Origin of the sequence: Burkholderia latens (assembly GCF_902499045.1) — a bacterium.
In the GTDB taxonomy this organism is placed as follows: Bacteria; Pseudomonadota; Gammaproteobacteria; order Burkholderiales; family Burkholderiaceae; genus Burkholderia; species Burkholderia latens.
This window is the reverse complement of record NZ_CABVPL010000012.1, coordinates 65,885-92,216: the sequence shown is the minus strand read 5'-3', so window position 1 is coordinate 92,216 and position 26,332 is coordinate 65,885. Positions and strand designations below refer to the sequence as shown.

Here is a 26,332-nt window from a genome sequence, read left to right as displayed (position 1 = left end):
ATCGGAGAGCGGCGCAGCCGCGCGTCAGACCTTCTTCAGATAGCAGGCCTTCAGCATGAAGCCGCCCAGGTCGGTCTTGCAATCGACTTCGTGATCGCCGCCGACGAGCCGGATGCTCTTGACCTTCGTGCCCATCTTCAACGTGATCGACGAACCCTTCACGCGCAGGTCCTTGATCAGCACGACTGAATCGCCGTCCGACAGCACGTTGCCGTTCGCATCCTTCACGACGTCGCCCGCCGGTTCGTCGCCCGCTTCGGCGCCGGCGCCGGCCGACCATTCGTGGCCGCAGTCCGCGCACACGGTCAGCGTGCCGTCCGGGTAGGTGTTTTCCATCGCGCATTGCGGGCAGGCGGGGGCGGCGTTCATTGCAGCTTCCATTCGGTGAGGGTTCAGGTCAATCGATAAAAAAATACCGGGCGCGCAAGCGCATCGCCCGGATCCGTGTCGCGCCGCTCCGTCGAAGTGCGCCGGATCGTGCCTCATACACACGTCATTATAATGCAATACACATAATCTGGCGGCTGTATTATAATCGTCAACTTTCGATCGTTCGCCGTACTTGCTGGCGCTTTAGCCGAGGATGTCGACATGTTCGAGATGAATAACGCGCCAGCGCCGTCCCGCCAAGGCCGAGCACCCCGTCGGGAAGCCACCTGCCGTGCATTCCCGGCAGGCCGGTTGCCGGCCGCCGCTCGCCGTTCCGGCGACTTTCCGCGACGCTGATCCGCATCATGGCAACCGTCGTCTACGTTGAAATCGGCCGCGCGTGGAACCGCAGCCGCGCAAGCGCGGCCCGCGATGCGCTCGTCGCGGCGGCGCGCCGTTTCGACAGCGACACCCACCTGATCGCCAACGGCGTCAGCGCCAGCGCGAAGGACGCGAGCGCGGTCGCGGCGCTGCAGTTGCACGGCGGCACGTCCGCGCAGCTGCTCGCCACCGGTCCCGACGAAGACACCGCGCTCCAGGCGCTGTTGCCGTTGCTGCAAGCAGGCTGACTCAGCGTCACCTGATCCCGCGGTCTCGCGCCGTTCACCCTGAATCACCACTCCCGGAGGAAGCCATGAACGACAACGCCACGTCCAACACCCCGAACCTGTCGGCGTCCGCAATCTGGGCGCTCGAGCGGCTCGCCGACGTGCGCTATGGCCGCGATGCGCCGGCGCTCGGATGGTCGGTCCAGCAGGAACTCGTCGGCGCGGGCTTCGTCAGCCATGCGGCGAACGGCCGCTCCGGCGCGTCGATCACCGCGCACGGGCGCAATTTCCTGAAGAGCCGCAAGTAGCAGCAAACGGCTGGCGCGGCGGCGCACGCGGCCGTGGCCGGTGCGTGCTGATGCAATTCGCCGGCACCCTGCCGTGCGTCCCGTTCCGGACATCTCGCACGCGAGCGCACCGGAGCCGGTGAACGCACGTGCGCCCCTCGGGACGACAGGGTTCGAAGCGTCGAGATCGGATGTATCGGCACGGCCACCGGCGCAACCGGATCCCCCGCTGCATGCGGGGCTTTGCGGCCCCACCGCGATTTCCGCGGTATCGTACGGCACCCTTGGGCGGCGCCGTGCGTCGCATTCGTCACTCCTTTCCGATGAAACGCCGATGACCTCCCGCGCGCTGCCGCCCGTCACGTCCCCGCCGGTTCTCGACACGCCGCGCCTGATTCTCGAAGGCCATCCGCTCGGCGACTTCGACGCGCTCGCCACGATGTGGGCCGAACCGGCCGTCGTCGCGCACATCCTCAACGGCAAGCCGTCCGCGCCGCGCGAAGCGTGGATGCGCATGCTCGCGTATCGCGGGCTGTGGCCGCTGCTCGGCTACGGCTACTGGGCGATCCGCGAGAAGGCGTCGGGCCGCTACGTCGGCGATCTCGGCTTCGCCGATTTCCACCGCGCGGCCGAGCCGTCGATTCGCGGCGTGCCCGAAGCCGGCTGGGCGCTCGCGAGCTGGGCGCACGGCAAAGGCTATGCGACCGAGGCGCTGTCGCACGCACTCGACTGGCTCGATGCGCAGCATCGGTTCGAACGCAGCGTGTGCCTGATCGCGCCGGCCAACGTCGCGTCGATCCGCGTCGCGGAGAAGGCCGGCTATGCCGATCCGGTGCGGATCCGCTTCAACGACGCCGATTCGCTGCTGTTTTCTCGCGCGTGCCGGTCGGCGTGATCCTTCGCGGCGGCGGCAGCCGTCGCCGCACGGCCTCTATTGCGCTCGGCTCGTCACGGCTGCCGGCGATGACGGCAACGGCGACGTCGTCGCGCTGACCGCATCCGCATTCGCGGCCGGTGCCGAGCCGCTCTGCCATCCGCCGCCAAGCGCCTTGTACAGCGCGACGAGATCGGTCGTCGTCTGCAGCGCGCCCTGCACCGCCTGCTGCCGCCCCTCCGACCATTGCCGTTCCGCGTCGAGCACGTCGAGGAACGGCGACAGCCCCTTCCGGTAGCGATCGCGCGCGAGTTCGAGCGCGCCCTGCTCGGCCTTCACCGCATCGTCGAGCGCGGCCGCGCGCGCCTGGTCGGTGCGGTACACGGCCAGCGCATTGTCGACGTCGCGCAGCGCGACGAGCACGGCCTGCCGGTACGCGAGCGCAGCTTCGGCCTGGCGCGCCTGCGACAGCCGCAAATTCGACACGAGCTGCCCGCCGGAGAAGATCGGCAGCGATACGGCCGGCCCGAACGCATAGAACAGATGCGACCAGTGCGCGAGCTCGCGCACGTGCGACGCACGCAGCCCGACTTGCCCGGTCAGCGAGATGTCCGGATAGAACTGCGCGACCGCGACGCCGACGTCGGCCGTCGCCGCATGCAGCTCGGCCTCCGCGCGACGGATGTCGGGCCGCCGGCGCGCGAGTGTCGACGGCAGCCCGACCGGCACGGCGGGCGGCACGCCCGGCAATGCGCGCGGCGCGTCGAGCCAGTCGTCGAGCGCGCCGGGCGCACCGCCGACCAGATACGCGAGGCCGTTGCGCAGCAGCACCATCTGCTGGTCGAACTGCGGCAGCTGCGCGCGAATCTGCGCGAGCCGCGCGTCGGCGCTGCGCACGTCGAGATCGCTTGCGAGGCCGTGCACGGCCTGCTCGCGCGTGAGGTCGAGCAGGTCGCGCTGCGCGCGCTGCAGGTCTTCCGCGAGCGCGCGCTGCGCTTGCGCGCCGCGCAGTTGCAGGTACGTCTGCGCGACTTCGGCCTCGAGCGACAGCAGCGCATCGTCGCGGCTCGCGACTGCGGCGCTCGCCTGCGCACCGGCCGATTCGATCGAGCGGCGCACGCGGCCGAACAGGTCGAGCTCCCATGACGCGTCGAAGCCGGCCTGCCACAGGTTGACCGGCGCTTCGAGCGCGTCGATCGCGCCGCGCGCGCCCTGCTGCACGCTCGCACCGGCGCCCGGCCCGAAGCGGTCGAGCGGCGAGCCCGGCGCGCCGAGGCGATCGACGCGCTGATCGAGGCCCTGTTCCTCGATGATGCCTTTCAGGCCAAGCTGCTCGCGCTGGTAGCTCGCGCTCGCGCGCACGTTCGGCAAACCCTGCGCGGCGGCCGCGCTCACCTGCGCCCGCGCCTGCGCGATGCGCAGCACGGCGGCCTGCACGTCGAGGTTGTCGCGCGCCGCGCGTTCGACGAGGCGGTCGAGCAGCGGATCGCCGAATGCGCGCCACCAGCGCGGGTCGGGATCGGCGCTCGTCACGGGCGACGACGGCGCACGGGCTGCCGGCGCCGACGCCGGCGAGGCGGTCGATGTTACCGGTGCAGCCGATGCAGTCCGTGCAGCGGAGCCAGTTGACGCAGCCTCGGTCCCCGATGCGCCCAAAGCCGGCACCATCGCGCCAGCCGTCTCCATGTCATGCCAGTTCGCCGGCACATCCGCCCGCGGCGGCTTGAAATCCGGCCCGACGGTACACCCGGTGGCCACCGCGAGCACCGCGCACGCCGCGATCACCGCGGCGATACCGCGCGCCGGCATCGGCTGCCGGCGCAACGCGTGCCGTCGACGCAACGTCGTCATCGTCAATGCCCTCCCGCGCCGCGCGCGGCCTTCACCGGCGAGAACAGGAACGTCAGCGGAATGCTGAGCGCGCAGAACACCGCGAGGATCGCGAACACGTCGATATACGCGAGGATCGTCGCCTGCGAAATGAAGGTTTCGTAGAGCCGGCCGGTGGCCGTCTGCAGCGCGGCCGGCGGCGGCACGCCAGACAGCGCGCCGACCGTGCGCGCGTTCTCGTGCAGCGCGTCCTGGAAATTCTGCGACAGCGGCGACATGTGCGTGGACAGATGGGCCATCCGCGCCTGCGTGCGCTCGCGGATCAGCGCGGTCGACACCGAGATGCCGATCGAGCCCGCGACGTTGCGGAACATCGTGAACAGCGCCGACGCATCGTCGTTGAGCCGCTGCGGGATCGTCAAATACGCGAGCGTCGTGATCGGCACGAACATGAAGCCGATCGCGAGCGACTGCGCGCAACGGATCATCACGAGGTGCTTGTAGTCGATGTCCGGCACCAGCATCCGCGAATAGATCAGCGCGGCCGACAGCAGCACGAAGCCGAACCCGACGAGATAACGCGTCTGCACGTGCGGCATCAGCCGGCTCACGAGCGGGATTTCCATCGTGATCAGCAGCGCGCCGGGCGACAGCACGAGGCCCGCAAGCGTCGCCGTGTAGCCGAGATGCTGCTGCGCGAGCTGCGGCACGATCACCGCGCTGCCATACAGCACGGCCGCGAACGTCGCGATCGTCACGCAGCCGAGCGCGAAGTTGCGGTCGCGCAGGCACGACAGGTCGACGACCGGTTTCCTCGTGCGCAGCAGCCACAGCGTCGCGCCGATCAATCCGAGCGCGGACAGCACCGCGAAAACGCGGATGAAATTCGAGCCGAACCAGTCCTCGTCCTCGCCGCGATCGAGCATTACCTGCAGGCACCCGAGGCCGATCGCGATCAGCCCGATGCCGATGTAGTCGACCGAAATCCCGCGCTCGGCGCCGCGCCGCCACGGCGGATCCTCGACGAGTTGCATCACCGCGAGCACGGTCAGCACGCCGATCGGCACGTTCAGCAGGAACACCCAGCGCCACGAGAAATGATCGGTGATCCAGCCGCCGAGCGTCGGCCCGAGCACCGGCGCGACGACGATCGCAACCGCCGAGATCGAGAACGCACGATTGCGCTGCTCGGGCGGGAACGTGTCGAGGATGATCGACTGCTGGTTCGGCTGCAGCCCGCCGCCGAACAGACCCTGCAGCACGCGGAACACGATCAGTTCACCGAGATTGGTCGCGATCCCGCACAGGAACGAGCACACGGTAAACGCGGCGATGCACAGCACGAAGTAGCGCTTTCGGCCGAGCAGACGCCCGAGGAATCCGGAGATCGGCAGCACGATGCCGTTCGCGACGAGGTACGACGTGAGCGTCCAGGTCGCCTCGTCGTAGCTCGCGGACATCGTGCCGGCGATATGCGGCAGCGCGACGTTGACGATCGTCGTGTCGAGCACCTCCATGAACGCGGCGAGCGTGACGACGATCGCGATGATCCAGGGGTTCGCGGCCGGCCGCCATGCGCGGCCCGACGAACGCGGCTGATCGGCCGGCCGGCTCATCGGCGGCCCTCGCGCAACGTGGCGGGCATGCGGATGTCGGGCATCGGATCGCTCCGGTGAAAGCGGGCCGCCGCGCGGCGGCCGGTGGTTTATTTCAGATGCACGGTCGGTACGGCCGACAAGCCGAGACCGAGCGGCGGATTGTTCGGCAGCGGGCCGTCGAGCACGATCTTCACGGGCACGCGCTGCACGATCTTCACGAAATTGCCGGTGGCGTTCTCCGCCGGAAACGCGGAGAAGCGCGAGCCGCTGCCGAGCTGGATGCTGTCGACGTGGCCGTGCAGATCGAGATCGGGATACGCGTCGACCGACACGTCGACGCGATCGCCGATCCGCATCCGGTCGAGTTGCGACTCCTTGAAGTTCGCGGTGATCCACACGCGCGGCGTGACGATCGAGAAGACCGACGCGCCGGCCTGCAGATACGACCCGAGCTGCACGTTGCGTCGCGTGACCCAGCCGTCGGACGGCGCGCGCAGTTCGCAGTACGACAGGTTCAGGTTCGCCGTATCGAGCTGCGCGCGCGCCTGCAGCACCTGCTGGCGACGCTCCTCGACGGCCGTTTCGGCCTGGCGGATCTGTTGCGGCACGAGGCTCGCGGTGCGCGCCTGCGCCTGCGCCATCGCGACGTTCGCATCGGCGCTCGCGCGCTGCGCGTCGGCCGCGTCGATCGCCTGCTGCGACGTCGCGCGCGCATCGACGGCGCGCTGCCGTTCCTGCGCGGCAAGCGCCTGCCGGTACGCGGCTTCCGCGGATTCGATCTGCGCGCGCGCCTGCCGGTACTGCGCCGGATACTGCACGCGCGCGATGTCGAGCTGCACGCGCGATGCATCGAGCTGCGCCTGCGCGAGGCCGAGCTGCGCACGCGCCGCGTCGACCTGCGCGCGGTAGTCGCGCGGATCGATCTCGACCAGCACGTCGCCGCGATGCACGTACGTGTTGTCGTCGACCGCGAGCCGCGTCACGTAGCCGGACACGTGCGGCGCGACGGCCACCGCGTTGCCGTCGGTGTACGCGTCGTCGGTACTTTCCTGGTCGCGCGTCATCAGCCACCACGCGAGCCCCGCGATCGCCAGCACGACCACCACCGCGCCGAGGATGATCAGCGGTTTCTTGCCCGGCCGCCTGCGTTCGCCTTCGCCGTCGTCGCCATCGCCATCGCCGCCGGTGCGGCCGCCGCGATCGTCGTGCGGATGGCCGTCGCCTCCGCCGCCGCCCGGCGCGTCGGTGTCGCGTTCGTCGTGGCGGCCTTGTCCAGTCCTGCCGCCGCTGCCGCCGTCGGCGGTGCTGTCGCCGGCGCGCGCGAGCGCCACACGCGGCGCGAACCCGGCCGGCGGTCCGGCGGTCGACAACGCCGGCTCCGCATGCGGCGCGAAGCACGCGACGAAACCGGCCCCCGGCGCCGCCAGCGGCCCCCGCGTACCACGCCACCCGCGCGTGAACGCGCGCACCAGCACGCGGCGCAATCGCTCACGGACGGACAACGGGGACAGGGTCGCATCGGGCATCGGGTCGCTCTCCAGGCGGGGGCGGCGTGCGGCATTGCACGCGCCGGCCTCAGCGGCGCGTGCAAGCAAGGCGCGCGCCCGGCCGCACGTCGTGCTCACGCCGCGGCACGCATCGCGTCGCGCGGTGGGGCGGCACGCGCGATGCGGCGCAGCGGATCCGATCATCACGACAGGAAACCTGCTCCGATGACACGCTCGACCTCACTCGACACCGATTCCCAAGGACAGGACCGCGGCGACAGCACGCCCGGCCCCGAAGGCAAGCGCCGCGGCATCGGCACGCCGCCGCCGCGCAGCGCGCGCGATCCCGCCGAAGGCAAGCCGCCCGCGCCCGACGACAGCGGCCGGCCGGCACAGCCGTCCGGCGAGCCATCGCAGCGTCCGCCGGCACGCGGACGCGAAAGCGGACGCCGCGAATCGCGCTGACCCGCGCATTGCCGGCGCGACGTCCGGCGCAATGCGCACGCGCGTCGGCAGAAATGACAACGCGTTGAAAAATCGCGGACAAACGCGCCGCGCGCGGCCCGGCCGATGCGCGGCACCGGTGCGGCGGCGCACGCCCGGGCCGTGACCGTTGCAGCGCACCGCGAAGGTTCGCGCCGCGCACCGCCTTCGCGCCGCGGCACCACCACGGCACCACTATAGGCGCGCCCTGTGCTCCGCCCTCCGTCGCAGGTGCCGTCCCACTTCTTCACACGGAGGTTTCATGTTCATCCACAACACACGGCTTCAGTACACGGTGCGCGTCGCCGCGCCGAATCCGGGCCTCGCGAACCTGCTGCTCGAGCAGTTCGGCGGACCACAAGGCGAACTCGCCGCCGCGATGCGCTATTTCACGCAGGCGATCACCGAAGAGGATCCCGGCCGCAAGGACATGCTGCTCGACATCGCGACCGAGGAATTGAGCCATCTCGAGGTGATCGGCTCGCTGGTTGCGATGCTGAACCGCGGGGCGAAAGGCGAACTCGCGGAAGCCGTCGACGAACAGGCCGAGCTGTACCGCAAGCTGCACGGCGCAGGCAACGACAGTCACGTGACGCAACTGCTGTACGGCGCCGGCTCGCCGCTGACGAACTCGGGCGGCGTGCCGTGGTCGGCCGCGTACATCGACACGATCGGCGAACCGACGGCCGACCTGCGCTCGAACATCGCGGCCGAAGCGCGCGCGAAGATCATCTACGAACGGCTGATCAACGTGTCCGACGATCCGGGCGTGCGCGACGCGCTCGGCTTCCTGATGACGCGCGAGGTGTCGCACCAGATGTCGTTCGAGAAGGCGCTCTATGCGATCACCGCGAACTTCCCGCCGGGCAAGCTGCCGCCGAAGTCGCCGTACGACCGCGTGTACTTCCGGATGCAGGACGGCGAACCGGTGCCGGGCCCGTGGAATCGCGGCGATTCGCTGTCGCTGCGGCGCGGCGAGCCGGCCGTCGACGGCGGCGACGGCGCAGCGAAGGGCGCGGTCGAGCCGCAGCAGTCGGAGGCACTCGAAGCGATGACGCGCCGCCTCGCATCCGATCCGCGCTGCGATCCTGTGACGGGCGCCGAGCTGGGCGCGGGCGCGCCGCGCGACAGTACGGCCGCGTCGCCGGGCGCGACGCCGCCGGCGAAGCCCTGAGCGCGGTGCGGCGGCCGCCGCGGGGCGCGCACGCGTGCGCCGAAGTGCAGGCGCCGGTGCCGACTCAGCCGGAGAAAGCTGCTGCGGGCGACGGCAGATCCGGCAGTGCATGGCTGTGTGGCTGTGTGGCCGGGTAGCCCGGCGTCTTGGCTACTTGGCTACTTGGCTACTTGGCTACTTGGCTACTTGGCTACTTGGCTACTTGGCTGCTCGGCTGCTCGGCTGCGCGGCGAGTGCCCGCCGCGTGGGCGACACTGATCTACCGAGCGGCTTGGCTGCTGCGCGGCCGCAGCCGCGGCCGGCGCCAGCGCGAGCCACGCCGCCCCGCAGGCACACCGGTTGCTGCATGCCGTCATGGACCTCCCTCTTCTTCGCCGCCTAGCGGGCATGACACTACCCGATCCGTCCGACTTCCCCATGCGCGCCGTGCCGCTGGCACCGCTGGCGAAGGAACGCGCGACGATCGTCTGCCACCGCAACAACCGCGTGCTGCTGGTCGCGCGCCGGCCGTCATCGCGCTGGACGCTGCCGGGCGGCGTGATCCGGCGCGGCGAATCGGCGCTCGACGCCGCGCATCGCGAACTGCAGGAGGAAACCGGGCTCGTCGATCTCGAACTCGCCTATTTCTTCTACGTCGACGGCAGCGTGAAGCGTCATCACGTGTTCGTCGCGATGCTGCCGCCCGGCCAGCATGCGTGCCCCGGCCGCGAGATCGCGCTGTGCCGCTGGGTCCATGTCGACGCTGTGCCGCGCTGGCCGGCGAGCGCACCGACGCAGCGCATCGTGCAGACGATCGCGAGCCTGATCCGCGCGCAGGATACACCCGGCGCCGATGCCGTCACGCGTCCGTCGGCTTCCCGCTGAGCGTCGTGATCGGCTTCTCGGGTTCGCGCGCCAGGCCCTGAGCGAATACCTTCAACCCTTCGAGCAGCGGCGTCAGCGCATCCCACAGCGCTTCGTCGTGCAGCAGCCGGTACACGCCGCGCACGCCCGGCGCCGCGTGCTCGTGCTCGGACGGCTTCCACGCGCCGACGTGGCGCAGCGCGTCGGCGGCCGCGAACATCGTCTTGCCGAACTGCTCGGGCGGAATGCTCGACAGCGCCATCACGAGCATCGCCAGGTTCTGCACGCCGGTTTGCGTGCCCGGCTTGTCGAGCGCGCCGACCAGCACTTCCGCAATGCGGGCGTTCGCGCTCACGACATCGTTCGCGAAACGCAGGAAGCCGTGCCGGTGCAGGCTGCCGAGCAGGCGTTCGAGCGCGTCGTGCGCATCGGGCTCCGTCTGGGGAGGCGTCACATCGTGGGGCAGGCGTTCGGCCATCAGCTTTTCTCCGGATGGGGCGCCGCGTCGGGCGGCGCAACGTAGTCGGGCCGCGACCATTTGGCCGCGGCGTCGATGCCCGCGTTCGGCGTACGCGCGCCGTAGCGGAAATTGCCGGCCGGCAACGGCCGTGCGTCGCGCGGGCGCGGCAGCACGTCGAGCCGCACCGCGAGCTCCTTGTACGCGGGCGTGTTGACGTCGGGATCGTGGTGCTCCCCCGTCAGCGCGTTCGCGCCCGCCTTGCCCTGGTGAATCGGCAGGAACAGCGTGTTGCCGCGCACGCGATCGGTGACGAGCGCGATCATCTCGGCCGAGCCGCGCCGCGACGTGAGACGCACCCACGTGCCGTCCTCGATCCCGCGCGCGGCCGCGACCTCGCGGCTCACCTCGACGAACCATTCGGGCGACAGCCCCCACAGCCGTCCACCGCGGCCGCTCTGGTTCGTCGACTGAAAATGCTCGAGCATCCGGCCGTTGTCGGCGAGCAGGTCGTATTCGCCGTCGGTGTCCTCGGCGGGCGGCTGCCATGTGAGCGGATGCAGTTTCGCGCGGCCGTCGTCCGTGTGGAAGCGCTCCGTATACAGCAACGGCGTGTCGGTGCCGTCCGCGCGCACCGGCCACAGGAGCGATTGCCAGCCCTCGAGGCGCGCATAGCTGACGCCGGCGAACATCTCGGCGATGCCGGCCGCCTCGTCCATGATCTGCGACGGATGCGTGTAGCCCCAGTCGTGGCCCATCCGCGCCGCGAGATCGGTCAGGATCCGCCAGTCGGGCCGGCTATCGCCCAGCGGCGGCATCACTTCGTAAAAGCGCTGGATCCGGCGCTCGGTATTGACGAACGTGCCGTCCTTCTCGACGCTCGGGCAGCCGGGCAGCACGACGTCCGCGAATTCGGCGGTGCGGCTCATGAAGATGTCCTGCACGACGAAGAAATCGAGCTGCGAGAACGCGCGGTGCACGTTCGCGGAGTCGGCGTCCGAGAACGCGGTTTCCTCGCCGATCACCATCATCGCCTTCAGGCGCCCTTGCGCGGCCTGCTCGACCATCATGAAATTGTCCTCGCCGATCTTCGACGACAGCGCCCACGGCTCGACACCCCACGCGCGCGCCCATTTCTCGCGCACCGCATCGTCGGTGACTTTCTCGTATCCAGGATAGACGTCCTTCAGGCAGCCGAAGTCGCTCGCACCCTGCACGTTGTTGTGCCCGCGCATCGGGTAGCCGCCGGTGCCCGGCCGGCCGTAGTTGCCGGTCACGAGCAGCAGGTTCGACAGCGCCGTGCTCGCGTCCGCGCCATGGCTGTGCTGCGTGATGCCCATCGCCCAGACGATGCACACGCTCGGCGAGCGCGCGATCATGTCGGCCGCCGCGACGAGCTGTTCGCGCGCGATGCCGGTCGCCTGCGCGGCGAACTCCATCGTGAACGGTTCGAGCGACGCGCGATAGCCGTCCACGCCGTTGACCCGCGCGGCCAGGAAGTCTGTATCGGCGAGCCCATGGTCGAACGCGTAGCGCGCGAATGCCGATGCCCATACGAGATCGGTGCCGGTGCGCGGCTGCAGATGGAGGTCGGCGCGCTCGGCCATCTCGTGGCGGCGCGGATCGACGACGATCAGCCGCTGGCCGCGCAGCTTGCGCGCGGCTTTCAGGCGCGATGCGATCACCGGGTGGCATTCGGCCGTATTGCTGCCGACGATCACGATCAGGTCGGCCGCCGCGAGATCGGCGATCGTGCCCGCGTCGCCGCCGTAGCCGACCGTGCGGAACAGTCCCATCGTCGCCGGGTTCTGGCAGTAGCGCGACGAATTGTCGACGCTGTTGGTGCCGATCACGAGCCGCGCGATCTTCTGCGTCAGGTACGCCTCTTCGTTGCTCGCCTTGCTGGAGCCGATGAAGCCGATGCTGTCGGGCCCGTGCGCCGCGCGGATCTCCAGCAGCCGTCGCGCGACGACGTCGAGCGCCTCGTCCCACGACACTTCGTGAAAGCGGCCGTGCTCGCGCACGAGCGGCGTCGTGAGCCGCTTCGGATCGTTGACGAAATCCCAGCCGAAGCGGCCCTTCACGCAGGTCGAGATGCCGTTGGCCGGCGCGTCCACGACGGGTTGCACCTTCAGCACGTGGCGATCGCGCGTCCACATCTCGAATGCGCAACCGACGCCGCAATACGTGCAGACGGTCTTGGTGCGCTTGATTTCGGCCTGCCGCAACGCGACGTCGAGCTTCGACACGCCAGTGACCGGCGGCGCGCCGATCGTGCGCTCGAGCACCTTCACGAAGTCGATCAGCGGCCGCTTGACCGTTTCCGGCATCGCGGTAAACGGTCCCGCATCGGGCTGCATCGACTTCTCGAGCAGCGCGTTGCACGGACATACCGTCACGCAATGGCCGCAGCTCACGCAGCTCGATTCGCCGATCGCGCGGCCGCCGTCCCACAGCACGCGCGGATGATCCATCGAGAAATCGATGCTCAACGTCTCGTTCACCTCGACGTTCTGGCACGCTTCGACGCACCGCCCGCACACGATGCACTGGTCCGGATCGTACGTGTAGAACGGGTTCGACTCGTCCTTCACGTACGGCTTGCGCTGGTACGCATAGCGCTGGATCGGCAACTGCATGTCGGCGAACGTGTTGTGCAGCGTGCAGTCGCCCGTGTTGTGTTCGCACACGGTGCAGTACAGCTCGTGCTTCGCGAGCAGCCTGTCCATCCCCTCCTCGCGCGCGCGCCGCGCCCGCTCGGACCGGCTCACGACGGCGAGCCCGTCGGCGCTGCGCAGCGTGCACGCGCGTTGCAGCTCGCCGTCGCCGGTTTCGACCCAGCAGACGTCGCAGGTCTGCAACGCGCCCAGCGCGCGGTGATAGCAGACGTGCGGCAACGACACGTCGTGTTCGGCGAGGAAATCCAGCAGCGGCTGGCCGGCGTCGCCGCTGAGCGTGGCGCCGTCAAACTTGATCGAACAGGTTCGGGTGTCGGTCATGGGGATCTCGGACAGGTCGCGGCGGGCAAAGTGCGTTGGGCCGCGCATCGCGCGTGCCCGGTTCGTACGGGCGCGTTGCCCGCGTTCGCGTGCACCGGCATGGCGAATCGCCGGCGATTTTGTAATTCCGGCGCGTCGGGGCAGGACCCGCGCGCCGGTCACGTGGAATGCCGCGCGGCGACGCACGGGGAACGCAACTTGCTGTGGCGCACTGTCCTCCCCATGCCGCCCTTTCATGATCCTGCGCGCCGCGTCGCCTCCCCGCCGTGCCCTCGTTCGCCAACGCGCGGCCGCACACGTTGTCGTCGCCGCCGCGACGCTGGCCGCGACGGCGTGCGCGTACGCCGCGTGGCCGGACCAGAACGCGCTGCGCCCCGCCGGCATCCAGGCGATGCGTATCGCGTCGCTGTGGCACTGGACACTGCTCGTGTGCGCGCTCGTGTTCGCTGCCGTGCTCGCGGCGCTCGCGCTCGCGCTGTGGCGCCGTGCGCGGGCCGGCACGGTGCCGCCCGCGGAGGACGGCCGGCCGCTGCCGCCCGATCCGCGCCGCGAGCGGCGCGCGGCCCGCGTGACGCGCGCGGCGACCGCGCTGTCGGTCGTCGTGCTGGCCGGCCTGATCGTCGCCGACGTGCTGACCGACCGCGCGCTGTCGCGGCTGCCGGTGGCCGATGCGCTGCACATCGAGATGACGGGCCACCAGTGGTGGTGGGACGTGCGCTATCCCGGCGATGGCGGCGAAGGCGGCTTCGCGACCGCGAACGAAGTGCACGTGCCGGTCGGGCGCCCGGTGATCGTGTCGCTGAAAGCCGCCGACGTGATCCATACGTTCTGGGCGCCGAACCTGCACGGCAAGAAAGACATGATCCCCGGCCGCGACGCGACGATCGCGTTTCGCGTCGACAAGCCCGGCACCTATCGCGGCCAGTGCGCGGAATACTGCGGCCTCGAGCACGCGTTGATGGCATTCGTCGTCGTCGCCGAGCCGCAGGCGCAGTTCGACGCGTGGGTCGCGCGGCAGCGCCGGCCGGCCGCCGACGCGCCGTCGTCGTTCGCGCAGGCCGGCCAGCGCGTGTTCGTGGCCGGTGCATGCGCGACCTGCCACACGGTGCGCGGCACCCCCGCGTCCGGCACGCTCGGCCCCGATCTCACGCACGTGATGAGCCGCTCGATGCTCGCGGGCGGCACATTCCCGAACGATCGCGCGCATCTGGCGAGATGGCTGCGCGCGCCCGGTGCGCTGAAACCCGGCACGACGATGCCGGCGAGCACGCTGAGCCCGATGGAACAGCAGGCGGTGATCGCGTGGCTGGAGACACTGCGATGAGCGCGCATCGTCCGCCGCCTGCCGCGTCACCGCTGCTCGACGGGCCCGCCGGCGGCCAGGCCGCCGCCGACGCGCTCGCGCGCACGTGGAGCGATCGGCCCGGCTTCGTCGGGATGCTCGCGGCCGTCAATCACAAGACGATCGCGCGCCGCTTCGTGATCACGACCTTCGCGTTCTTCGTGCTCGGCGGGCTGTTCGCGCTTGCGATGCGCACGCAGCTCGCAAGCGCCGGCAACCGGCTGCTGGGCCCCGCCACGTACGACCAGTTCTTCACGATGCACGGCACGACGATGATGTTCCTGTTCGCCGTGCCGGTGATGCAGGCTGTGGCCGGCTGGATCGTGCCGTTGATGATCGGCGCGCGCACGGTCGCGTTTCCGCGGATGAATGCGTACGCGTACTGGGTGTTCCTGTTCGGCGGCCTCACGCTGTACATCGGCTTCGCGCTGGGCGCGCGGCCCGACGCCGGCTGGTTCAGCTATGTGCCGCTCGCCGGCCCCGACTATTCGACCGGCAAGGGTGCGGACATCTGGGCACAGATGATCACCTTCTCCGAGCTGTCCGCGCTGATCGAGGCGGTCGTGCTGATCACGACGATCCTGAAACTGCGCGCGCCGGGCATGTCGCTCGACCGGATGCCGCTGTTCGTGTGGGCGACGCTCGTCACGCAGTTCATGGTGCTGTTCGCGATGCCGGCCGTCATGCTGTGCAGCACCGCGCTGATTCTCGATCGGCTCGTCGGCACCCATTTCTACAATCCTGCGCGCGGCGGCGACGTGCTGCTGTGGCAGCACCTGTTCTGGTTCTTCGGTCATCCCGAGGTGTACCTGATCTTCATCCCGCCGCTCGGCTTCATCTCGACGATCGTGCCGACCTTCGCGCGCCGGCCGGTCTTCGGCTATCCGGCGATGGTGCTCGCGCTGATCGCGACCGCGTTCCTCGCGTTCGGGCTGTGGGTGCATCACATGTATGCGACGAGCCTGCCCGCGCTCGGCAAGAGCTTCTTCACCGCGGCGAGCCTCGCGATCGCGATTCCGTCTGGAATCCAGATCTTCTGCTGGCTCGCGACGCTGTGGCTCGGCCGGCCGCGACTGAAGACGCCGCTGCTGTTCGTGCTCGCGTTCTTCTTCATTCTCGTGCTCGGCGGCCTGACCGGCGTGATGCTCGGCTCCGTGTCGCTCGACCTGCAGGTGCACGATACGTACTTCGTCGTCGCGCACCTGCACTACGTGCTGCTCGGCGGCGCCGTGTTCCCCCTCTTCGGCGCGTTCTACTACTGGTTCCCGAAACTGGCCGGGCGGCTGCTCGACGAAACGCTCGGCCGCGTGCAGTTCTGGCTGTTCTTCGTCGGCTTCAACCTGACGTTCTTTCCGATGCATCTGCTCGGCCTCGACGGCATGCCGCGCCGCGTGTGGACCTATCCCGCGCAGCGCGGCTGGGACGGGCTGAACCTCGTCGCGACCATCGGCGCATGGGCGATCGCGCTCAGCGTGCTGCTGTTCGTCGTGAACGTCGTGCGCAGCCGCACGCGCGGCGTGCCGGCCGGCGCCGATCCATGGGGCGCCGGCACGCTCGAATGGCTGACGCCGAGCCCGCCGCCGCCGCACAATTTCGACACGCTGCCGGTGGTCCACGGGCCGGAGCCGTTGTGGGAGCCGGCGCGCGAACCGCGCTGCGTGGCGGGGCTTGCCACCGATCGCCGCGAAGTGCTGACGACCACCGCGCTCGACGCCACGCCGGACCTGCGCCCGCTGTTTCCGGGCCCGTCGCTGTGGCCGTTCGCGAGCGCGGTCGCCACGACGATCCTGTTCATCGGCTCGATCTTCACGCCGTGGGCCGTCGTGTGGGGCGCGGTGCCGGTCACTGCCGCGCTGATCGGCTGGTTCTGGCCGACGCGCCGCGAAACAGCGCTCGCGCGTGAACGGGAGCGGCAGCCATGAGCGCCACGCAAGCACGCGGCGGCGGCGGCGCGCCGGACACGCTCGACGTCAGCGCGTTGCCGACCTATGCGCACGGCCCGCGCAGCGTCACGTGGTGGGCGACGGGCGGGCTGATGCTCGTCGAAGGCACCGTGTTCGCGATCGCGCTGATGACGTACTTCTATCTGCGCAGCCTCGCGCCGAACTGGCCGCTCGGTGCGCCGCAGCCCGCGCTGTGGGCCGGCACGCTGAACACCGTGCTGATGCTCGCGAGCGTCGGGCCGAACTTCGCCGCGCAGCGCGCGGCCGAGCGCGGCGATCTCGCCGGCGCGCGCACGTGGCTCGCCGTATGCGCGGCGGGCGCGTGGGCGTTCATCGTCGTGCGCGCATTCGAATTCGGCACGCTGAACGTCGACTGGTACACGAATGCGTACGGTTCGGTGGTGTGGCTGCTGGTCGGCCTGCATACGACGCACCTGATCACCGATGCGATCGATACGTCGGTGCTCGCCGTGCTGTTGTTTACCGGGCCGGTCGAAGGCAAGCGCTTCGGCAACGTCGGCGAGAACGCGCTGTACTGGTATTTCGTCGTGCTGAGCTGGCTGCCGATCTATGCGACCGTTTATCTGGTGCCGCGACTATGACCAGGATGCCGATGCGAATCTGGATCGCGCTACTCGGTGCGCCGTCGGCGGTGCTCGCCGTGCTTTCCATCGACTATGCGCTGGCCGGCCCCGCGTGCGCATCGCGCAGTGCGCTGCCGATTCTCGCGCTGACGGCCGTCACCGCGGCGGCCACCGGCACGTCCGCGGTGCTCGCTTGGCGTGCGCCGAACGCGGACGTCCGCGCGCCGGGCGGCGGCACGCCGCGGGCACTGCTCGCGCATGTCGGAGCCTGGGCTGGCGCGTTGTCGACGTTCGCGCTGGCTGCGTTCTGGATCGCATCGTGGATCGTGCCGATCTGCGCGTCATGACGACGGAGCCCCGATCATGAGCGCGGCGGCGTCCGGCACCTCATCGACGGCATCGGCCGCGCGCGCGGCTTCCGCGTTCGTACGCTGCGCGATGCTGCTGGCGGCTGCGCGGGCATCGGGCGCTCACGCGCACGTAATCGCGGCCGGCGGCACGGATGCGAATCCGTTCCGCTGGCCGTTCGAGCCGTTCGTCATCGCGCTGCTCGCGGCGGCCGCCGTCGGTTATACGCTCGGATATCGGCGGCTCGCGCGGCAAAGCCGGCATGGACGTGCGCAACTCGCGCGCCGCGCAGCGGCCTTCGCGGCCGGCCTCGCGACGCTGTTCGTCGCGCTGTGCACGCCGCTCGATACGCTGGGCGGCGCGCTGTTTTCCGCGCACATGGTGCAGCACGAGCTGTTGATGATCGTCGCGGCGCCGCTGGCCGTGCTCGGGCGCCCGCTGCCGACGTGGCTGTGGGCGCTGCCGCCGCGCGCGCGGTTCCGCGCGGCCCGGATCGCGCGCGCGCGCGGGCTGCGCACGACGTGGCGCACCGCGACGGCGCCGGTGCCGGCGTGGCTGCTGCATGCGGCCGCACTGTGGATCTGGCACATCCCGCGCTGCTTCGATGCGGCGCTCGCGTCGCCGGCCGTGCACGCGCTGCAGCACGCGAGCTTCGTCGGCAGCGCGCTGCTGTTCTGGCGCGCGGTGTTCGACGATGCCGCGCGGCCCGCGCACGGTGCGTCGGCCGCGCTGTCGCTGTTCACGACGATGGTCCATACGGCCGCGCTCGGCGCGTTGATCACGCTGTCGCCGGGGCTGTGGTACGTGCCGTATGCGGAAACGACGACCGCGCTCGGCCTCGCGCCGCTCGAAGATCAGCAGCTCGGCGGGCTCGTGATGTGGGTGCCGGCCGGGCTCGCGTACGTCGCTGCCGCGCTCGCGCTCGTCGCGCGCTGGCTGCGGCGGCCGGCCGGCATCCGGGCGGAGGTGCGATGATGCGCGCGGCACGCCAGCGCTTCGGGTTTGCCGTCGCGGCGGCCGTGCTCGCGGCCGCGGCGCCGGCGTGCGCACGCGACCCCGATCCCGCGCTCGTCGAGCGCGGCGCGTATCTGGCGCGCGTCGGCGACTGCGCGGGCTGCCATACGGCGCCGGCCGGCGGCATCCCGTATGCCGGCGGCCAAGGGCTCGGGTCGCCGTTCGGCACGATCATGACGACCAACATCACGCCCGATCCGCTGTTCGGGATCGGCCGCTATACGCTCGACGATTTCGACCGCGCGCTGCGGCGCGGCATCGCGCGCGGCAACAAGCGGCTCTATCCGGCCATGCCTTACGCGTCATTCTCGAAGCTGACGGACGACGACGTGCGCGCGCTGTACGCGTACATGATGCTCGGCGTGAAGCCTGTTGCACGCGCGTCGCCGCCGAGCGACGTCGCGTTCCCGTTCAACCAGCGCTGGACGCTCGTGTTCTGGCAGTGGGCGTTCGCGCCGCGCCATGTGTACGCGCCGCGTCCGGATCGCGACGCGCGCTGGAACCGCGGCGCGTATCTCGTGCAGTCGCTCGGCCATTGCGGCGCGTGCCACACGCCGCGCGGGCCCGCGTACCAGGAGCGCGGCTACGACGAATCGTCGTCGCGCTGGCTGACCGGCGGCACCAACGACCACTGGTTTGCGCCGAATTTGACCGGCGACCCGGGCGCCGGGCTCGGCCGCTTGTCCGAAGCCGACATCGCGGCGTTCCTGAAGACGGGGCACGCGGCCGGATTCGCGGCGTTCGGCACGATGGTCGCGCAAATCGAGGACGGCACGCAGTATCTGAGCGACGACGACGCACGCGCGATCGCCGTGTTCCTGAAATCGCTGCCCGCGCGGCAGCCGACCGGCGGCTACACGCCCGGCGCGGCGCCGACGCCGGTGCGGCACGGCAGCCGCGTGCCGCACGCGCAGTCGCCCGGCGCGAACGTCTACCGTTCCGCCTGCGCACGCTGCCACGGCGCGGACGGGATGGGCGCGCCGCCGGCGTTTCCGCGGCTCGCCGGCAATCCGGCCGTGCTGAGCGCCGACACGACGTCGCTGATCCGGCTGCTGGTGGAAGGCGGCAACTCGCCGCGCACGCTGACCGGGCCGCCGCGCACGTCGATGCCCGGCTTTGCCGGCGTACTGACGGACGCGCAGATCGCCGGCGCGCTCACGTGGATCCGCAGCGCGTGGGGCAACGATGCGCTGCCGATCACCGCGAACGACGTGTCGAGCCTGCGCCAGAAGCTGCACAAATAAGCCAGCGCGGCGGCGCCTGTCAGCGCGTGCTGCACCACCGACGTGCGCGGCCGCGGCCAGCCGGCCGGTACATACGCTCGCGCCGCGCGCCGCCGTCAGTGCATCGAGCCGCCGGGCGGCGCCTTGTACTCGCTGCGCGCACCCATCGCGTCTTCGACCGCCTTCACGCCGTGCAGCGCGGCCACGCCGTCGACGACCGCATGCCGTTCCGTTTCTTCCACCTGGCCGCTCAGGCGCACGTTACCGTGCTCGACGGTCACGTCGACGTCGCGCGGATGCGAAACCAGATGGCCCAGCGCGGCGCGCACGCGCTCGGTGACTTGCGCGTCGTTCGCGTCGCCGGCGAGCCAGTCGGCGCGCAGTCCCGCGATCGCGCCCCGCGCATGGTCGGCCGCGCGTTTCGCCTGCGTGGCCGCGTAATCGGCCACGCCGTGCCGGCCGGCGGCCGCCTTGTCGCGCACGTAAGCGCGCCGGCGCTTACCCGACGCCGGGTCGAAGAAGTACATCGCCGCCGCGCCGCACGCGACGGCCACCGCCAGATTCAGCAGCGGATTGGTCGAACGATTGCTGGAAGTCATGGGAGCACCGTAGTCGATACCCGGAACCGCCGGGCTTCGTCGTCACGCGCAGCACGTGACGTTCCTCCTCCGCACCGGCGGGCGGCCGCCGCACGGGGATGCGGCACCGCGGGTGAAGGACGGCGCACGTTGCGCGGCAACCGTGCAATCGAAATGACAAGTGCTTGAAAAATTCTCGGGGCGGACGCTATACGGAGAAAGCGCGCGGTTCGCGCGGACTTCGCAACGACACGCGCCGGGCAGGTTGCGGGACCGCTCCCGCCGAACTTCCGACATGGATCGCCTGCCCGGCCGCATCGAGGCCCTGTAATGGCGCGAGGGACCGGCCGCCGGAGCGGAACGCTGTACTCGCCGCCGCTTCCCGCGTCGCATGCATTGCTCATCGCGCGCGCGCTCAGCGGACCGCGACCGCCACCCCCATGCAAGCCCGCCAGCCAAAACCGCCGCGCTCACTGCGGCGCGTGCGTATCCTCGTCGTCGGGGAAAAATCGAATGTCCGTTAGTTGCGCGATACCGTCGAGATCCGGAAAGATCGTGCCGATGCTCACGCCGACACCGGCCAGTTCGCGCCGGATCGCGCGAAAGCGCTCGCCCGGCACGACGATGCGGGTCAGCCGGCCGGCGAGATCCGGATCGTCGTCGAGCGGCGCGAAACACCGCGCGCCGGCATCGTAGCGATGGATCGTGAACCAGCCGTCCTGCGCGGTGATCCTCGGCATCACATGGCGCGGCCGGAACACCTTGGTCCGCGTGACCTGCAGCGGCGCGCGCCGCTCGGCAGCCGTCGCGATGTCGTCGGCATCGTGCGACAGGCACCAAACGGCGCCGTCGCCGCCGGTGCCGTTCGCGCTCCTGACCGCGAACCACAATGCGGCCAGCGCATTGCCCGACCAGTCGAGCAGCCGCGTGCGCATCCCGTGCTGCTGCGCGAGCGCGAGCCAATCGCACGCGTCGAGGTTCGGCGCCGGGTCGAGATGCGGCAGCGCGCGCCGCATGAATTCGTCGAGCATCCGCGCTTCGATGTCGGGCGATGCGCATTGCCGCGCGATGCTCGGCACGAGCGGCCAAGCCGCGTTGCATTGCCCGCGGAACAGCCGCGCCGCCGTCGCGCCCTTCGCCGCGCCGATCGCGCTCATGTAGTCGGCGATGCTGCCGATCGATTCGTTCGTTGCGCCGCGTTCACGTCCCATCGTTGCCGCCTCTCCGGTTCACCGCCGTCACATCCGTTCGTAGCCGATAGCGCCGCGCACCTTGGCCCGAAGCCGCGAGCCCGCCCCGCACACGAACGGGAACCGCGACAACAGCCCTGCATCGATTTCCATACGGCATTGCCTCCGCCGCAGATGCGCGCGATCGAGCACGTGCGATACCGCATCGGCACGCAGCGGTGACGGACGATCGGCGCTCGGCAATCGCCGCGGCGCGAAAAGCATGGTTCGGCTCAGGGCGTCGCACCGTGTTCCTTCTGCCAGCGCTCCATCAGCGCGATCTCGTCGCGCTGCGCGGCGATGATGCGGGTCGCGAGCTTGCGCAGCGTCGGGTCCTTGCCGTACTTCAGCTCGACCTGCGCCATGTCGATCGCTCCCTGATGATGCGGCGCCATGTGCGCGACGAAATCGCGATCGGCGTCGCCGGTATAGCGCGCCCCTTCCATCGTGTCCATCATCTTGCGATCGGCGCGCTTGTACGCCTGCGTCGACGAATCGGGAACGGCCGCGGGATCGGGCGGCCGCAGTTGCGCCCAGGCCGGCGTTCCGATGACGGCTGCGGCCAGCAGTGCGCATGCGGCGCAATACCGGGGCGTGCGCGCGGGAAGACGAGTGAAAACATGCATGTCGTAACTCCTTGTGGTTGATCGGCGCGTGCACGTCACGGCACACTGGGCACACGGCGCAATCGCCGCGCCTACCGCTACCGTGGCCAACGTCGCCACCGTGCGCGCGCCTGCGCTTCGCCTCGCGCGACGAGCGCGCGGATGCGGTCGGCCGTGCGGCACGCGATCGCCTGGATCGTCAGCGACGGGTTCACGCCGCCGACGGTCGGAAACACCGAGCCGTCGCACACCCACAGGTTCGGGATGTCCCAGCTGCGGCAGTCGGCATCGACGACGCTCGTCGCCGGGTCGTCGCCCATCCGGGCGGTGCCCGCGAGATGGCACGTGTCGTCTTCCTCGTGCCAGATGTCGCGCGCGCCGGCGGCTTCAAGCGAACGGTCCATCTGCGCGAACGCGTGGCGCATCATCCGGCGGTCGTTGTCGTCGTACGAATAGGTGACGCGCGCGACCGGCAGGCCAAACGCGTCGCGCTCGTCCGCGAGCGTCACACGGTTGCTCTCGCGCGGCAGCGTCTCGCCCACGATCTTCAGACCGGCCTGGAAGTTGTAGCGCGCCATCTCGCGCTTCAGCGCGTCGCCCCACAGCCCGCGCCCGGCAACCTTGCGCGCCCATTCGATCGGCAGCGGCCCCTGGCTCATCCAGCAGTAGCCGCCGAAGAAATCCTTGCCTTCGTCCGCGTAGTTCCAGTGCTCGGTGATCGCCAGCGACGGCGGCCCCTTGTACCAGCGCACCTCGTCGTCCATCGTCCCCCACGATGCCTGGTTCAGCTGCGCCATCATGTAACGGCCGACGAGGCCCGAGCTGTTCGCGAGCCCCTGCGGATGGCGCCCGTTCGCGGACAGCAGCAGCAACCGCGGCGTCTCGATCGCGTAGCCGGCGACGACGACGTTGCGCGCGCGCTGAAAACGCGTGCGGCCGTCGCGCCGGTAGTGGACGCCCGTCACGCGATCGCCCTCGGCTTCGATCCGCAACACCATCGCCAGATCGCGCACTTCGGCGCCGGCTGCGACCGCGCGCGGGATCCACGTGACGAGCGCGCTCTGCTTCGCGTTCGTCGCGCAGCCCGCGACGCAGAAGCCGCGATACACGCACGGATGCGCGCGGCCGCGCGGCGCGGACAGCGTCGCGAGCGGCGTCGACGTCCAGTCGATGCCGAGCGCGTCGGCGCCGCGCGCGAGCACGAGCGCGGCCGCGTTCAGCTCATGCGCGCGATACGGATAGCGCGGGCGCGGCGGCCCCCACGGATAGCTGACGGGCCCGCTGATCTTCAGCGCCTGCTCGACCTCGCGGTAGTAGCGCCACATCTCGCGCCAGTCGAGCGGCCAGTCGACGCCGTAGCCGAGCAGCGTGCGCGAGCGGAACCATTCGGGCCGAAAGCGCAGCGACACCATCGCGAAGTGCACGGTGCTGCCGCCGATCGCGCGGCCGCTGTTGTTGGTGCCCAGCGTCAGCGGGTTCGCGCCGTCGCAGATCCGCTCGTCCGTCCAGAACAGCTTGCGCTGGTGCGATTCGTCCGACGCGAACTCCTCGAGCGGCCGCCACCATGCGCCCGCATCGAGCGCGACGACCGAGAATCCGTGCTCGGCCAGCCGGCACGCGAGCGTGCCGCCGCCCGCGCCGGTGCCGACGATCACGAAGTCGACCGGCTCGTCGTCGCGGAACATCCGCATCGGCGACCAGCCGCCGACGCGCAACGGATCGGGCGCGCGGCCGTCGCGACCGCGCGGCTGGTCGGCGTGCAGCGAGTCAGCGCCCATCGCGACCGCCCTCCGCGTCCACCTCGGCTTCCCATGGATCGCGCCGGTTGAAATCCATCCTCACGTAGCCGCGCGGGCTCGCCGGGCCCCCGAAGCCGATCTCGTTCCATGCGAACGGGTGGCTGTAGTACGCGCCGCAGATGTCCATCAGCACACGCTTCGAGAAGAACGCGCGCGGGTCCATGCCGGCCCACGCGGCTTCGGCGCCGCGGCCGATTTCACCGTGCTGGACCGCGCGCAGCAGCGCATCGGCGTCCTTCGCGTCGAGCGACGCGAACGGACGGCCGTGCGTGTGGCGCGCCATCGCGTCGAGCGCGGCGAGGCCCGTGTCCCACGCGACGCGCAACGGCGGCAGCCGCGCGTCGCGAAAGCCGTCGCCTTCGTCGGTCGCGAGCCGCGCGTCGATCAGCGCGGCGGTGGGGACCGTGCGGGTGCCGCCGTTCCGCTGCGGAACGATACGCTCGCACAGCGCGCCCAGCGTCGCGTACTGCTCGGCACTGAAATGGCGCGGCGCGGTCGCGGCGACGCGCAGCCGGGCGTCGATCGCACGGCGGGTCGCATCGTTCCACGACGGCGTGTCGCGCTTCGCGAGCACGTCGTAGCCGGCATAGCTCGGCAGCGCGACCGGCTTGTCGTCCGCTTGCTTCATCGCCCCTCCCGTTCGGCGAGCGCGGTTGCGGCAAGGCCGGCGATCGCGAGCGCGGTGAAGCTCGGCGGCGCCGGCAGTGGCGGCCCCGACAGCACGTTTTGCGACCAGTTGCGCCAGCCGCCCATCTGCCGCGCGACCCCGCGCGCATGGAACGCGACACCGACGCAGCCGAGCACGGCGGTCGCGCGCATCCACCAGCGGCTGAAGCGCCGGTCGCCGCACGGGCGGGACATCGCGATCCGCGCGGCGCTCAGTGCGGCGATCGGCGGCACGATGAGCGGCGCGAACATCGCGCGATGCTGGAATGCGCCGCGAAAATGCAGCAACCCGACTTCGCCGAGCGTGCCGACGAGGCCGGCTGCGACCAGCCCGGCGAGCGCGCGGCCCGCGGGCAGGCCGGCAATGCGCGGCGCGTCGGCCGGTCGCGCGCGCAGCCGCTCGCCCGTAGCGCCGAGCAACCCCGACAGCAGCAACGCGACCGGCGCGCCGAGCGGCGCCCCGTAGAACAGGTTGTGCCAGCTGAAGCGGCCCGGCCGCTTCGTTACGTTGTACAGATGGAATGCGGAACCGGCGAGACCGACCGCCGCCGCGGCGACGTGCACCGCGTCGCGCAGCCGGTGGCGCTGCGGCGTGTCGTCCGCATGGCCGTGCACGCTCGCGAGCACCGACAGCGTCGACGCCACCAGCGGCGCGATCATCGCGCGGTTGTGGAACGTGCCGCGATAGTGCTCGATACCGCTATCGGCGAGCACCGATCCGGCGAGCAGCAGCGCGCTGCGGTTCAGCAGCCGCGCGGCATCGATCATCAACGGATCGTGCTCGTCCGCGCGGTGTCGAAGATGTCGCATCGGTCCTCCTTGCCGGTGATCACTTTCCGTGGCGCGGAAATCTGCCAGGAAGCGTTCAAATTGCGAATTCGGCGACGTCGGCCGCGCGCAGTTCGAGGCCAAGGCCCGGCCGCGTCGCGTCGATCTCGAGCGCGCCGTCGACGAGCGCGGGTGCGCCGTCGAACATCATTTGCTCGATCCGCACGTGATCGTGGAACCACTCGACGTGGCGCATCTGCGGCGCGACGCAACCGACGTGCCGGTGCAGCGCGGGCGCGCAATGCGCGGACACGTCGACGTGATGCGCATCCGCGAGCGCGGCCGCCGCGAGAAACCCGCTGACGCCGCCGCAGCGCGTCGCGTCGGCCTGCAGCACGTCGACCGCGCCGCCTTCGAGCAGACGCCGGAAATCGTCGGGTGTATACGCGTATTCGCCGGCCGCGACGTCGATGCGCGCGCCGACGTGCTCGCGCACGAACCGCAACCCTGCGACGTCGTCGCTGCTGACGGGCTCCTCGAACCAGCGGATCGCGCAATCGGCGACCGACTCCGCGAACGCGAGCGCGGTGCGCGGCGCATACGCGCCGTTCGCGTCGACGAACAGCTCGACGTCGGGGCCGAGCGCGTCGCGTGCCACGCGCACGCGTGACGGATCGCGCGCATCGTGCGCGTCGATCTTGATCTTGCATGCACGAATGCGTTCGTCGCGCCAGCGGTCGAGCTGCGCGGCGAGCGTCGCATCGTCGTAGGTCGTGAAGCCGCCGCTGCCGTATACCGGCACGCGTTCGCGCATGCGGCCGAGCAGCATCGCGAGCGGCACGCCGGCGAGCTTCGCCTTCGCGTCCCACAGCGCGGCGTCGAGCGCGGAGATCGCCGTCGCCGCGATGCCGGCGCGCCCGACGTTGCGCATGGCGCGCCACAACGCGTCGATGGCGGCCGGAATGTCGGCGAGCGGCCGGTTGCGCAGCACGTCGGCCAGCATCGACCCGACGAGCAACGCGGCGCTCGCGTCGGTGTACGTGTACCCGATCCCCGTGACGGGTCCCGCGTCGATGTCGACGACGACGATCGTCGTCGCGTGCCATGCATACGTGCCGTCGGCTTCGGGCCGGTCGGTCGGCACGCGGTACGCGTGAGCGCGCACGTCGTCGATCGTCGGTGCGTCGGAAAGTGCCATCGTCGCTCCGGATTCCTTGCTATCTG

At 70.6% G+C, this 26,332-nt stretch carries 25 protein-coding genes; 12 read left to right on the top strand and 13 right to left on the bottom strand.

Translation table 11 applies throughout. The annotated features are described in order from the left end of the window. Positions 1-24: 24 nt before the first annotated feature. Positions 25-369 carry a zinc ribbon domain-containing protein YjdM gene (locus BSE24067_RS11555; RefSeq protein WP_151068094.1) on the bottom strand — a complete coding sequence of 115 codons (345 nt, stop codon included), beginning with the start codon at positions 367-369 and terminating at the stop codon, positions 25-27. Between the two features lie 365 nt (positions 370-734). Here BSE24067_RS11555 and BSE24067_RS11550 point away from each other — a divergent pair, with 365 nt between their 5' ends. From BSE24067_RS11550 to BSE24067_RS11540, 3 genes are all read left to right on the top strand, one after another. Next, positions 735-998 carry an HPr family phosphocarrier protein gene (locus BSE24067_RS11550; protein WP_151068095.1) on the top strand — a complete coding sequence of 88 codons (264 nt, stop codon included), beginning with the start codon at positions 735-737 and terminating at the stop codon, positions 996-998. Positions 999-1,063: 65 nt separating this feature from the next. After that, entirely contained in the window at positions 1,064-1,285 is a 222-nt protein-coding gene (locus BSE24067_RS11545) for a hypothetical protein (RefSeq protein WP_151068097.1), read from the top strand. A gap of 313 nt (positions 1,286-1,598) precedes the next feature. Continuing rightward, positions 1,599-2,159, top strand: a complete 561-nt coding sequence (locus BSE24067_RS11540) for a GNAT family N-acetyltransferase (RefSeq protein ID WP_151068099.1) — start codon at positions 1,599-1,601, stop codon at positions 2,157-2,159. A gap of 36 nt (positions 2,160-2,195) precedes the next feature. Here the strand turns inward: BSE24067_RS11540 and BSE24067_RS11535 are convergent, their stop codons facing one another. From BSE24067_RS11535 to BSE24067_RS11525, 3 genes are all read right to left on the bottom strand, one after another. Then, the gene (locus BSE24067_RS11535) at positions 2,196-3,989 is read right to left on the bottom strand and encodes an efflux transporter outer membrane subunit (protein ID WP_420883515.1); all 1,794 of its coding nucleotides are present in this window, start codon (positions 3,987-3,989) and stop codon (positions 2,196-2,198) included. A 2-nt stretch (positions 3,990-3,991) separates the two neighbouring features. Then, positions 3,992-5,584: a DHA2 family efflux MFS transporter permease subunit gene (locus BSE24067_RS11530; protein WP_151068101.1), complete on the bottom strand. Its 1,593-nt coding sequence runs from the start codon at positions 5,582-5,584 to the stop codon at positions 3,992-3,994. Between the two features lie 89 nt (positions 5,585-5,673). Further along, positions 5,674-7,092: an HlyD family secretion protein gene (locus tag BSE24067_RS11525; protein WP_174904759.1), complete on the bottom strand. Its 1,419-nt coding sequence runs from the start codon at positions 7,090-7,092 to the stop codon at positions 5,674-5,676. 186 nt (positions 7,093-7,278) lie between these two features. On the opposite strand from BSE24067_RS11525, the gene BSE24067_RS11520 reads away from it, so the two are divergent. The 3 genes from BSE24067_RS11520 (at position 7,279) to BSE24067_RS11510 (ending at position 9,574) form a co-directional block, all read left to right on the top strand. After that, complete coding sequence (locus BSE24067_RS11520; protein ID WP_174904758.1) at positions 7,279-7,518, top strand: hypothetical protein; 240 nt, start codon at positions 7,279-7,281, stop codon at positions 7,516-7,518. A 280-nt stretch (positions 7,519-7,798) separates the two neighbouring features. Then, complete coding sequence (locus BSE24067_RS11515; RefSeq protein ID WP_151068780.1) at positions 7,799-8,710, top strand: manganese catalase family protein; 912 nt, start codon at positions 7,799-7,801, stop codon at positions 8,708-8,710. A gap of 387 nt (positions 8,711-9,097) precedes the next feature. Next, complete coding sequence (locus tag BSE24067_RS11510; protein WP_151068706.1) at positions 9,098-9,574, top strand: NUDIX hydrolase; 477 nt, start codon at positions 9,098-9,100, stop codon at positions 9,572-9,574. On the opposite strand, the gene BSE24067_RS11505 is transcribed toward BSE24067_RS11510, so the two are convergent. Further along, positions 9,549-10,031: a DUF1641 domain-containing protein gene (locus BSE24067_RS11505; RefSeq protein WP_151068707.1), complete on the bottom strand. Its 483-nt coding sequence runs from the start codon at positions 10,029-10,031 to the stop codon at positions 9,549-9,551. The two genes, BSE24067_RS11510 and BSE24067_RS11505, sit on opposite strands and share 26 nt — an antisense overlap. Next, positions 10,031-13,009, bottom strand: a complete 2,979-nt coding sequence (gene fdhF / locus BSE24067_RS11500; protein ID WP_151068708.1) for a formate dehydrogenase subunit alpha — start codon at positions 13,007-13,009, stop codon at positions 10,031-10,033. The genes BSE24067_RS11505 and fdhF overlap by 1 nt, the downstream gene beginning before the upstream one ends. A 235-nt stretch (positions 13,010-13,244) precedes the next feature. Here fdhF and coxB point away from each other — a divergent pair, with 235 nt between their 5' ends. From coxB to BSE24067_RS11470, 6 genes are read left to right on the top strand one after another with little or no spacing between them, the layout of a single operon-like run. After that, positions 13,245-14,333, top strand: a complete 1,089-nt coding sequence (coxB, locus tag BSE24067_RS11495; RefSeq protein ID WP_174904757.1) for a cytochrome c oxidase subunit II — start codon at positions 13,245-13,247, stop codon at positions 14,331-14,333. Continuing rightward, positions 14,330-16,273: a cytochrome c oxidase subunit I gene (ctaD, locus tag BSE24067_RS11490; RefSeq protein WP_151068716.1), complete on the top strand. Its 1,944-nt coding sequence runs from the start codon at positions 14,330-14,332 to the stop codon at positions 16,271-16,273. The genes coxB and ctaD overlap by 4 nt, the downstream gene beginning before the upstream one ends. Continuing rightward, positions 16,270-16,896: a cytochrome c oxidase subunit 3 gene (locus BSE24067_RS11485; protein ID WP_151068715.1), complete on the top strand. Its 627-nt coding sequence runs from the start codon at positions 16,270-16,272 to the stop codon at positions 16,894-16,896. The genes ctaD and BSE24067_RS11485 overlap by 4 nt, the downstream gene beginning before the upstream one ends. 11 nt (positions 16,897-16,907) lie before the next feature. Further along, positions 16,908-17,225, top strand: a complete 318-nt coding sequence (locus tag BSE24067_RS11480) for a hypothetical protein (protein ID WP_151068714.1) — start codon at positions 16,908-16,910, stop codon at positions 17,223-17,225. A gap of 16 nt (positions 17,226-17,241) precedes the next feature. Continuing rightward, a complete protein-coding gene (locus BSE24067_RS11475) occupies positions 17,242-18,201 on the top strand; it encodes a cytochrome c oxidase assembly protein (protein ID WP_244130568.1) in 960 nt (319 codons plus the stop codon). After that, positions 18,201-19,484 (top strand): cytochrome c, encoded by a 1,284-nt coding sequence (locus BSE24067_RS11470; protein ID WP_151068258.1) that lies wholly within the window; start codon positions 18,201-18,203, stop codon positions 19,482-19,484. Before BSE24067_RS11475 ends, BSE24067_RS11470 begins: the two co-directional genes overlap by 1 nt. Positions 19,485-19,579: 95 nt before the next feature. Here the strand turns inward: BSE24067_RS11470 and BSE24067_RS11465 are convergent, their stop codons facing one another. The 7 genes from BSE24067_RS11465 to BSE24067_RS11435 form a co-directional block, all read right to left on the bottom strand. Continuing rightward, positions 19,580-20,062: a BON domain-containing protein gene (locus tag BSE24067_RS11465; protein WP_174904756.1), complete on the bottom strand. Its 483-nt coding sequence runs from the start codon at positions 20,060-20,062 to the stop codon at positions 19,580-19,582. Positions 20,063-20,511: 449 nt separating this feature from the next. Continuing rightward, positions 20,512-21,252: an FRG domain-containing protein gene (locus BSE24067_RS11460; RefSeq protein ID WP_151068248.1), complete on the bottom strand. Its 741-nt coding sequence runs from the start codon at positions 21,250-21,252 to the stop codon at positions 20,512-20,514. Positions 21,253-21,503: 251 nt separating this feature from the next. Beyond that, positions 21,504-21,896, bottom strand: coding sequence for a CopM family metallochaperone (gene copM, locus BSE24067_RS11455; RefSeq protein ID WP_151068249.1), 393 nt, complete (start codon positions 21,894-21,896; stop codon positions 21,504-21,506). Between the two features lie 77 nt (positions 21,897-21,973). Beyond that, complete coding sequence (locus BSE24067_RS11450; RefSeq protein ID WP_151068250.1) at positions 21,974-23,653, bottom strand: GMC family oxidoreductase; 1,680 nt, start codon at positions 23,651-23,653, stop codon at positions 21,974-21,976. After that, entirely contained in the window at positions 23,643-24,302 is a 660-nt protein-coding gene (locus BSE24067_RS11445) for a gluconate 2-dehydrogenase subunit 3 family protein (RefSeq protein ID WP_151068251.1), read from the bottom strand. The genes BSE24067_RS11450 and BSE24067_RS11445 overlap by 11 nt, the downstream gene beginning before the upstream one ends. Next, on the bottom strand, positions 24,299-25,150 hold the full coding sequence (locus BSE24067_RS11440) for a hypothetical protein (RefSeq protein WP_151068252.1): 852 nt from the start codon (positions 25,148-25,150) through the stop codon (positions 24,299-24,301). Before BSE24067_RS11440 ends, BSE24067_RS11445 begins: the two co-directional genes overlap by 4 nt. A 55-nt stretch (positions 25,151-25,205) precedes the next feature. After that, positions 25,206-26,306 carry an enolase C-terminal domain-like protein gene (locus tag BSE24067_RS11435; protein WP_151068253.1) on the bottom strand — a complete coding sequence of 367 codons (1,101 nt, stop codon included), beginning with the start codon at positions 26,304-26,306 and terminating at the stop codon, positions 25,206-25,208. Positions 26,307-26,332 lie beyond the last annotated feature (26 nt).

Excerpts from the sequence above, each read along its gene's own strand:
- BSE24067_RS11450 (WP_151068250.1), bottom strand. The coding sequence starts at position 23,653 with ATGGGCGCTGACTCGCTGCACGCCGACCAGCCGCGCGGTCGCGACGGC.
- BSE24067_RS11435 (WP_151068253.1), bottom strand. The coding sequence starts at position 26,306 with ATGGCACTTTCCGACGCACCGACGATCGACGACGTGCGCGCTCACGCG.
- BSE24067_RS11445 (WP_151068251.1), bottom strand. The coding sequence starts at position 24,302 with ATGAAGCAAGCGGACGACAAGCCGGTCGCGCTGCCGAGCTATGCCGGC.
- BSE24067_RS11555 (WP_151068094.1), bottom strand. The coding sequence starts at position 369 with ATGAACGCCGCCCCCGCCTGCCCGCAATGCGCGATGGAAAACACCTAC.
- BSE24067_RS11470 (WP_151068258.1), top strand. The coding sequence starts at position 18,201 with ATGCGCGCGGCACGCCAGCGCTTCGGGTTTGCCGTCGCGGCGGCCGTG.
- BSE24067_RS11525 (WP_174904759.1), bottom strand. The coding sequence starts at position 7,092 with ATGCCCGATGCGACCCTGTCCCCGTTGTCCGTCCGTGAGCGATTGCGC.
- BSE24067_RS11460 (WP_151068248.1), bottom strand. The coding sequence starts at position 21,252 with ATGGGACGTGAACGCGGCGCAACGAACGAATCGATCGGCAGCATCGCC.
- BSE24067_RS11545 (WP_151068097.1), top strand. The coding sequence starts at position 1,064 with ATGAACGACAACGCCACGTCCAACACCCCGAACCTGTCGGCGTCCGCA.
- BSE24067_RS11480 (WP_151068714.1), top strand. The coding sequence starts at position 16,908 with ATGCGAATCTGGATCGCGCTACTCGGTGCGCCGTCGGCGGTGCTCGCC.
- BSE24067_RS11520 (WP_174904758.1), top strand. The coding sequence starts at position 7,279 with ATGACACGCTCGACCTCACTCGACACCGATTCCCAAGGACAGGACCGC.
- BSE24067_RS11550 (WP_151068095.1), top strand. The coding sequence starts at position 735 with ATGGCAACCGTCGTCTACGTTGAAATCGGCCGCGCGTGGAACCGCAGC.
- BSE24067_RS11515 (WP_151068780.1), top strand. The coding sequence starts at position 7,799 with ATGTTCATCCACAACACACGGCTTCAGTACACGGTGCGCGTCGCCGCG.
- BSE24067_RS11440 (WP_151068252.1), bottom strand. The coding sequence starts at position 25,150 with ATGCGACATCTTCGACACCGCGCGGACGAGCACGATCCGTTGATGATC.
- BSE24067_RS11475 (WP_244130568.1), top strand. The coding sequence starts at position 17,242 with ATGAGCGCGGCGGCGTCCGGCACCTCATCGACGGCATCGGCCGCGCGC.
- ctaD (WP_151068716.1), top strand. The coding sequence starts at position 14,330 with ATGAGCGCGCATCGTCCGCCGCCTGCCGCGTCACCGCTGCTCGACGGG.
- fdhF (WP_151068708.1), bottom strand. The coding sequence starts at position 13,009 with ATGACCGACACCCGAACCTGTTCGATCAAGTTTGACGGCGCCACGCTC.
- coxB (WP_174904757.1), top strand. The coding sequence starts at position 13,245 with ATGATCCTGCGCGCCGCGTCGCCTCCCCGCCGTGCCCTCGTTCGCCAA.
- BSE24067_RS11540 (WP_151068099.1), top strand. The coding sequence starts at position 1,599 with ATGACCTCCCGCGCGCTGCCGCCCGTCACGTCCCCGCCGGTTCTCGAC.
- BSE24067_RS11465 (WP_174904756.1), bottom strand. The coding sequence starts at position 20,062 with ATGACTTCCAGCAATCGTTCGACCAATCCGCTGCTGAATCTGGCGGTG.
- BSE24067_RS11530 (WP_151068101.1), bottom strand. The coding sequence starts at position 5,584 with ATGAGCCGGCCGGCCGATCAGCCGCGTTCGTCGGGCCGCGCATGGCGG.
- BSE24067_RS11505 (WP_151068707.1), bottom strand. The coding sequence starts at position 10,031 with ATGGCCGAACGCCTGCCCCACGATGTGACGCCTCCCCAGACGGAGCCC.
- BSE24067_RS11485 (WP_151068715.1), top strand. The coding sequence starts at position 16,270 with ATGAGCGCCACGCAAGCACGCGGCGGCGGCGGCGCGCCGGACACGCTC.
- BSE24067_RS11535 (WP_420883515.1), bottom strand. The coding sequence starts at position 3,989 with ATGACGACGTTGCGTCGACGGCACGCGTTGCGCCGGCAGCCGATGCCG.
- copM (WP_151068249.1), bottom strand. The coding sequence starts at position 21,896 with ATGCATGTTTTCACTCGTCTTCCCGCGCGCACGCCCCGGTATTGCGCC.
- BSE24067_RS11510 (WP_151068706.1), top strand. The coding sequence starts at position 9,098 with ATGACACTACCCGATCCGTCCGACTTCCCCATGCGCGCCGTGCCGCTG.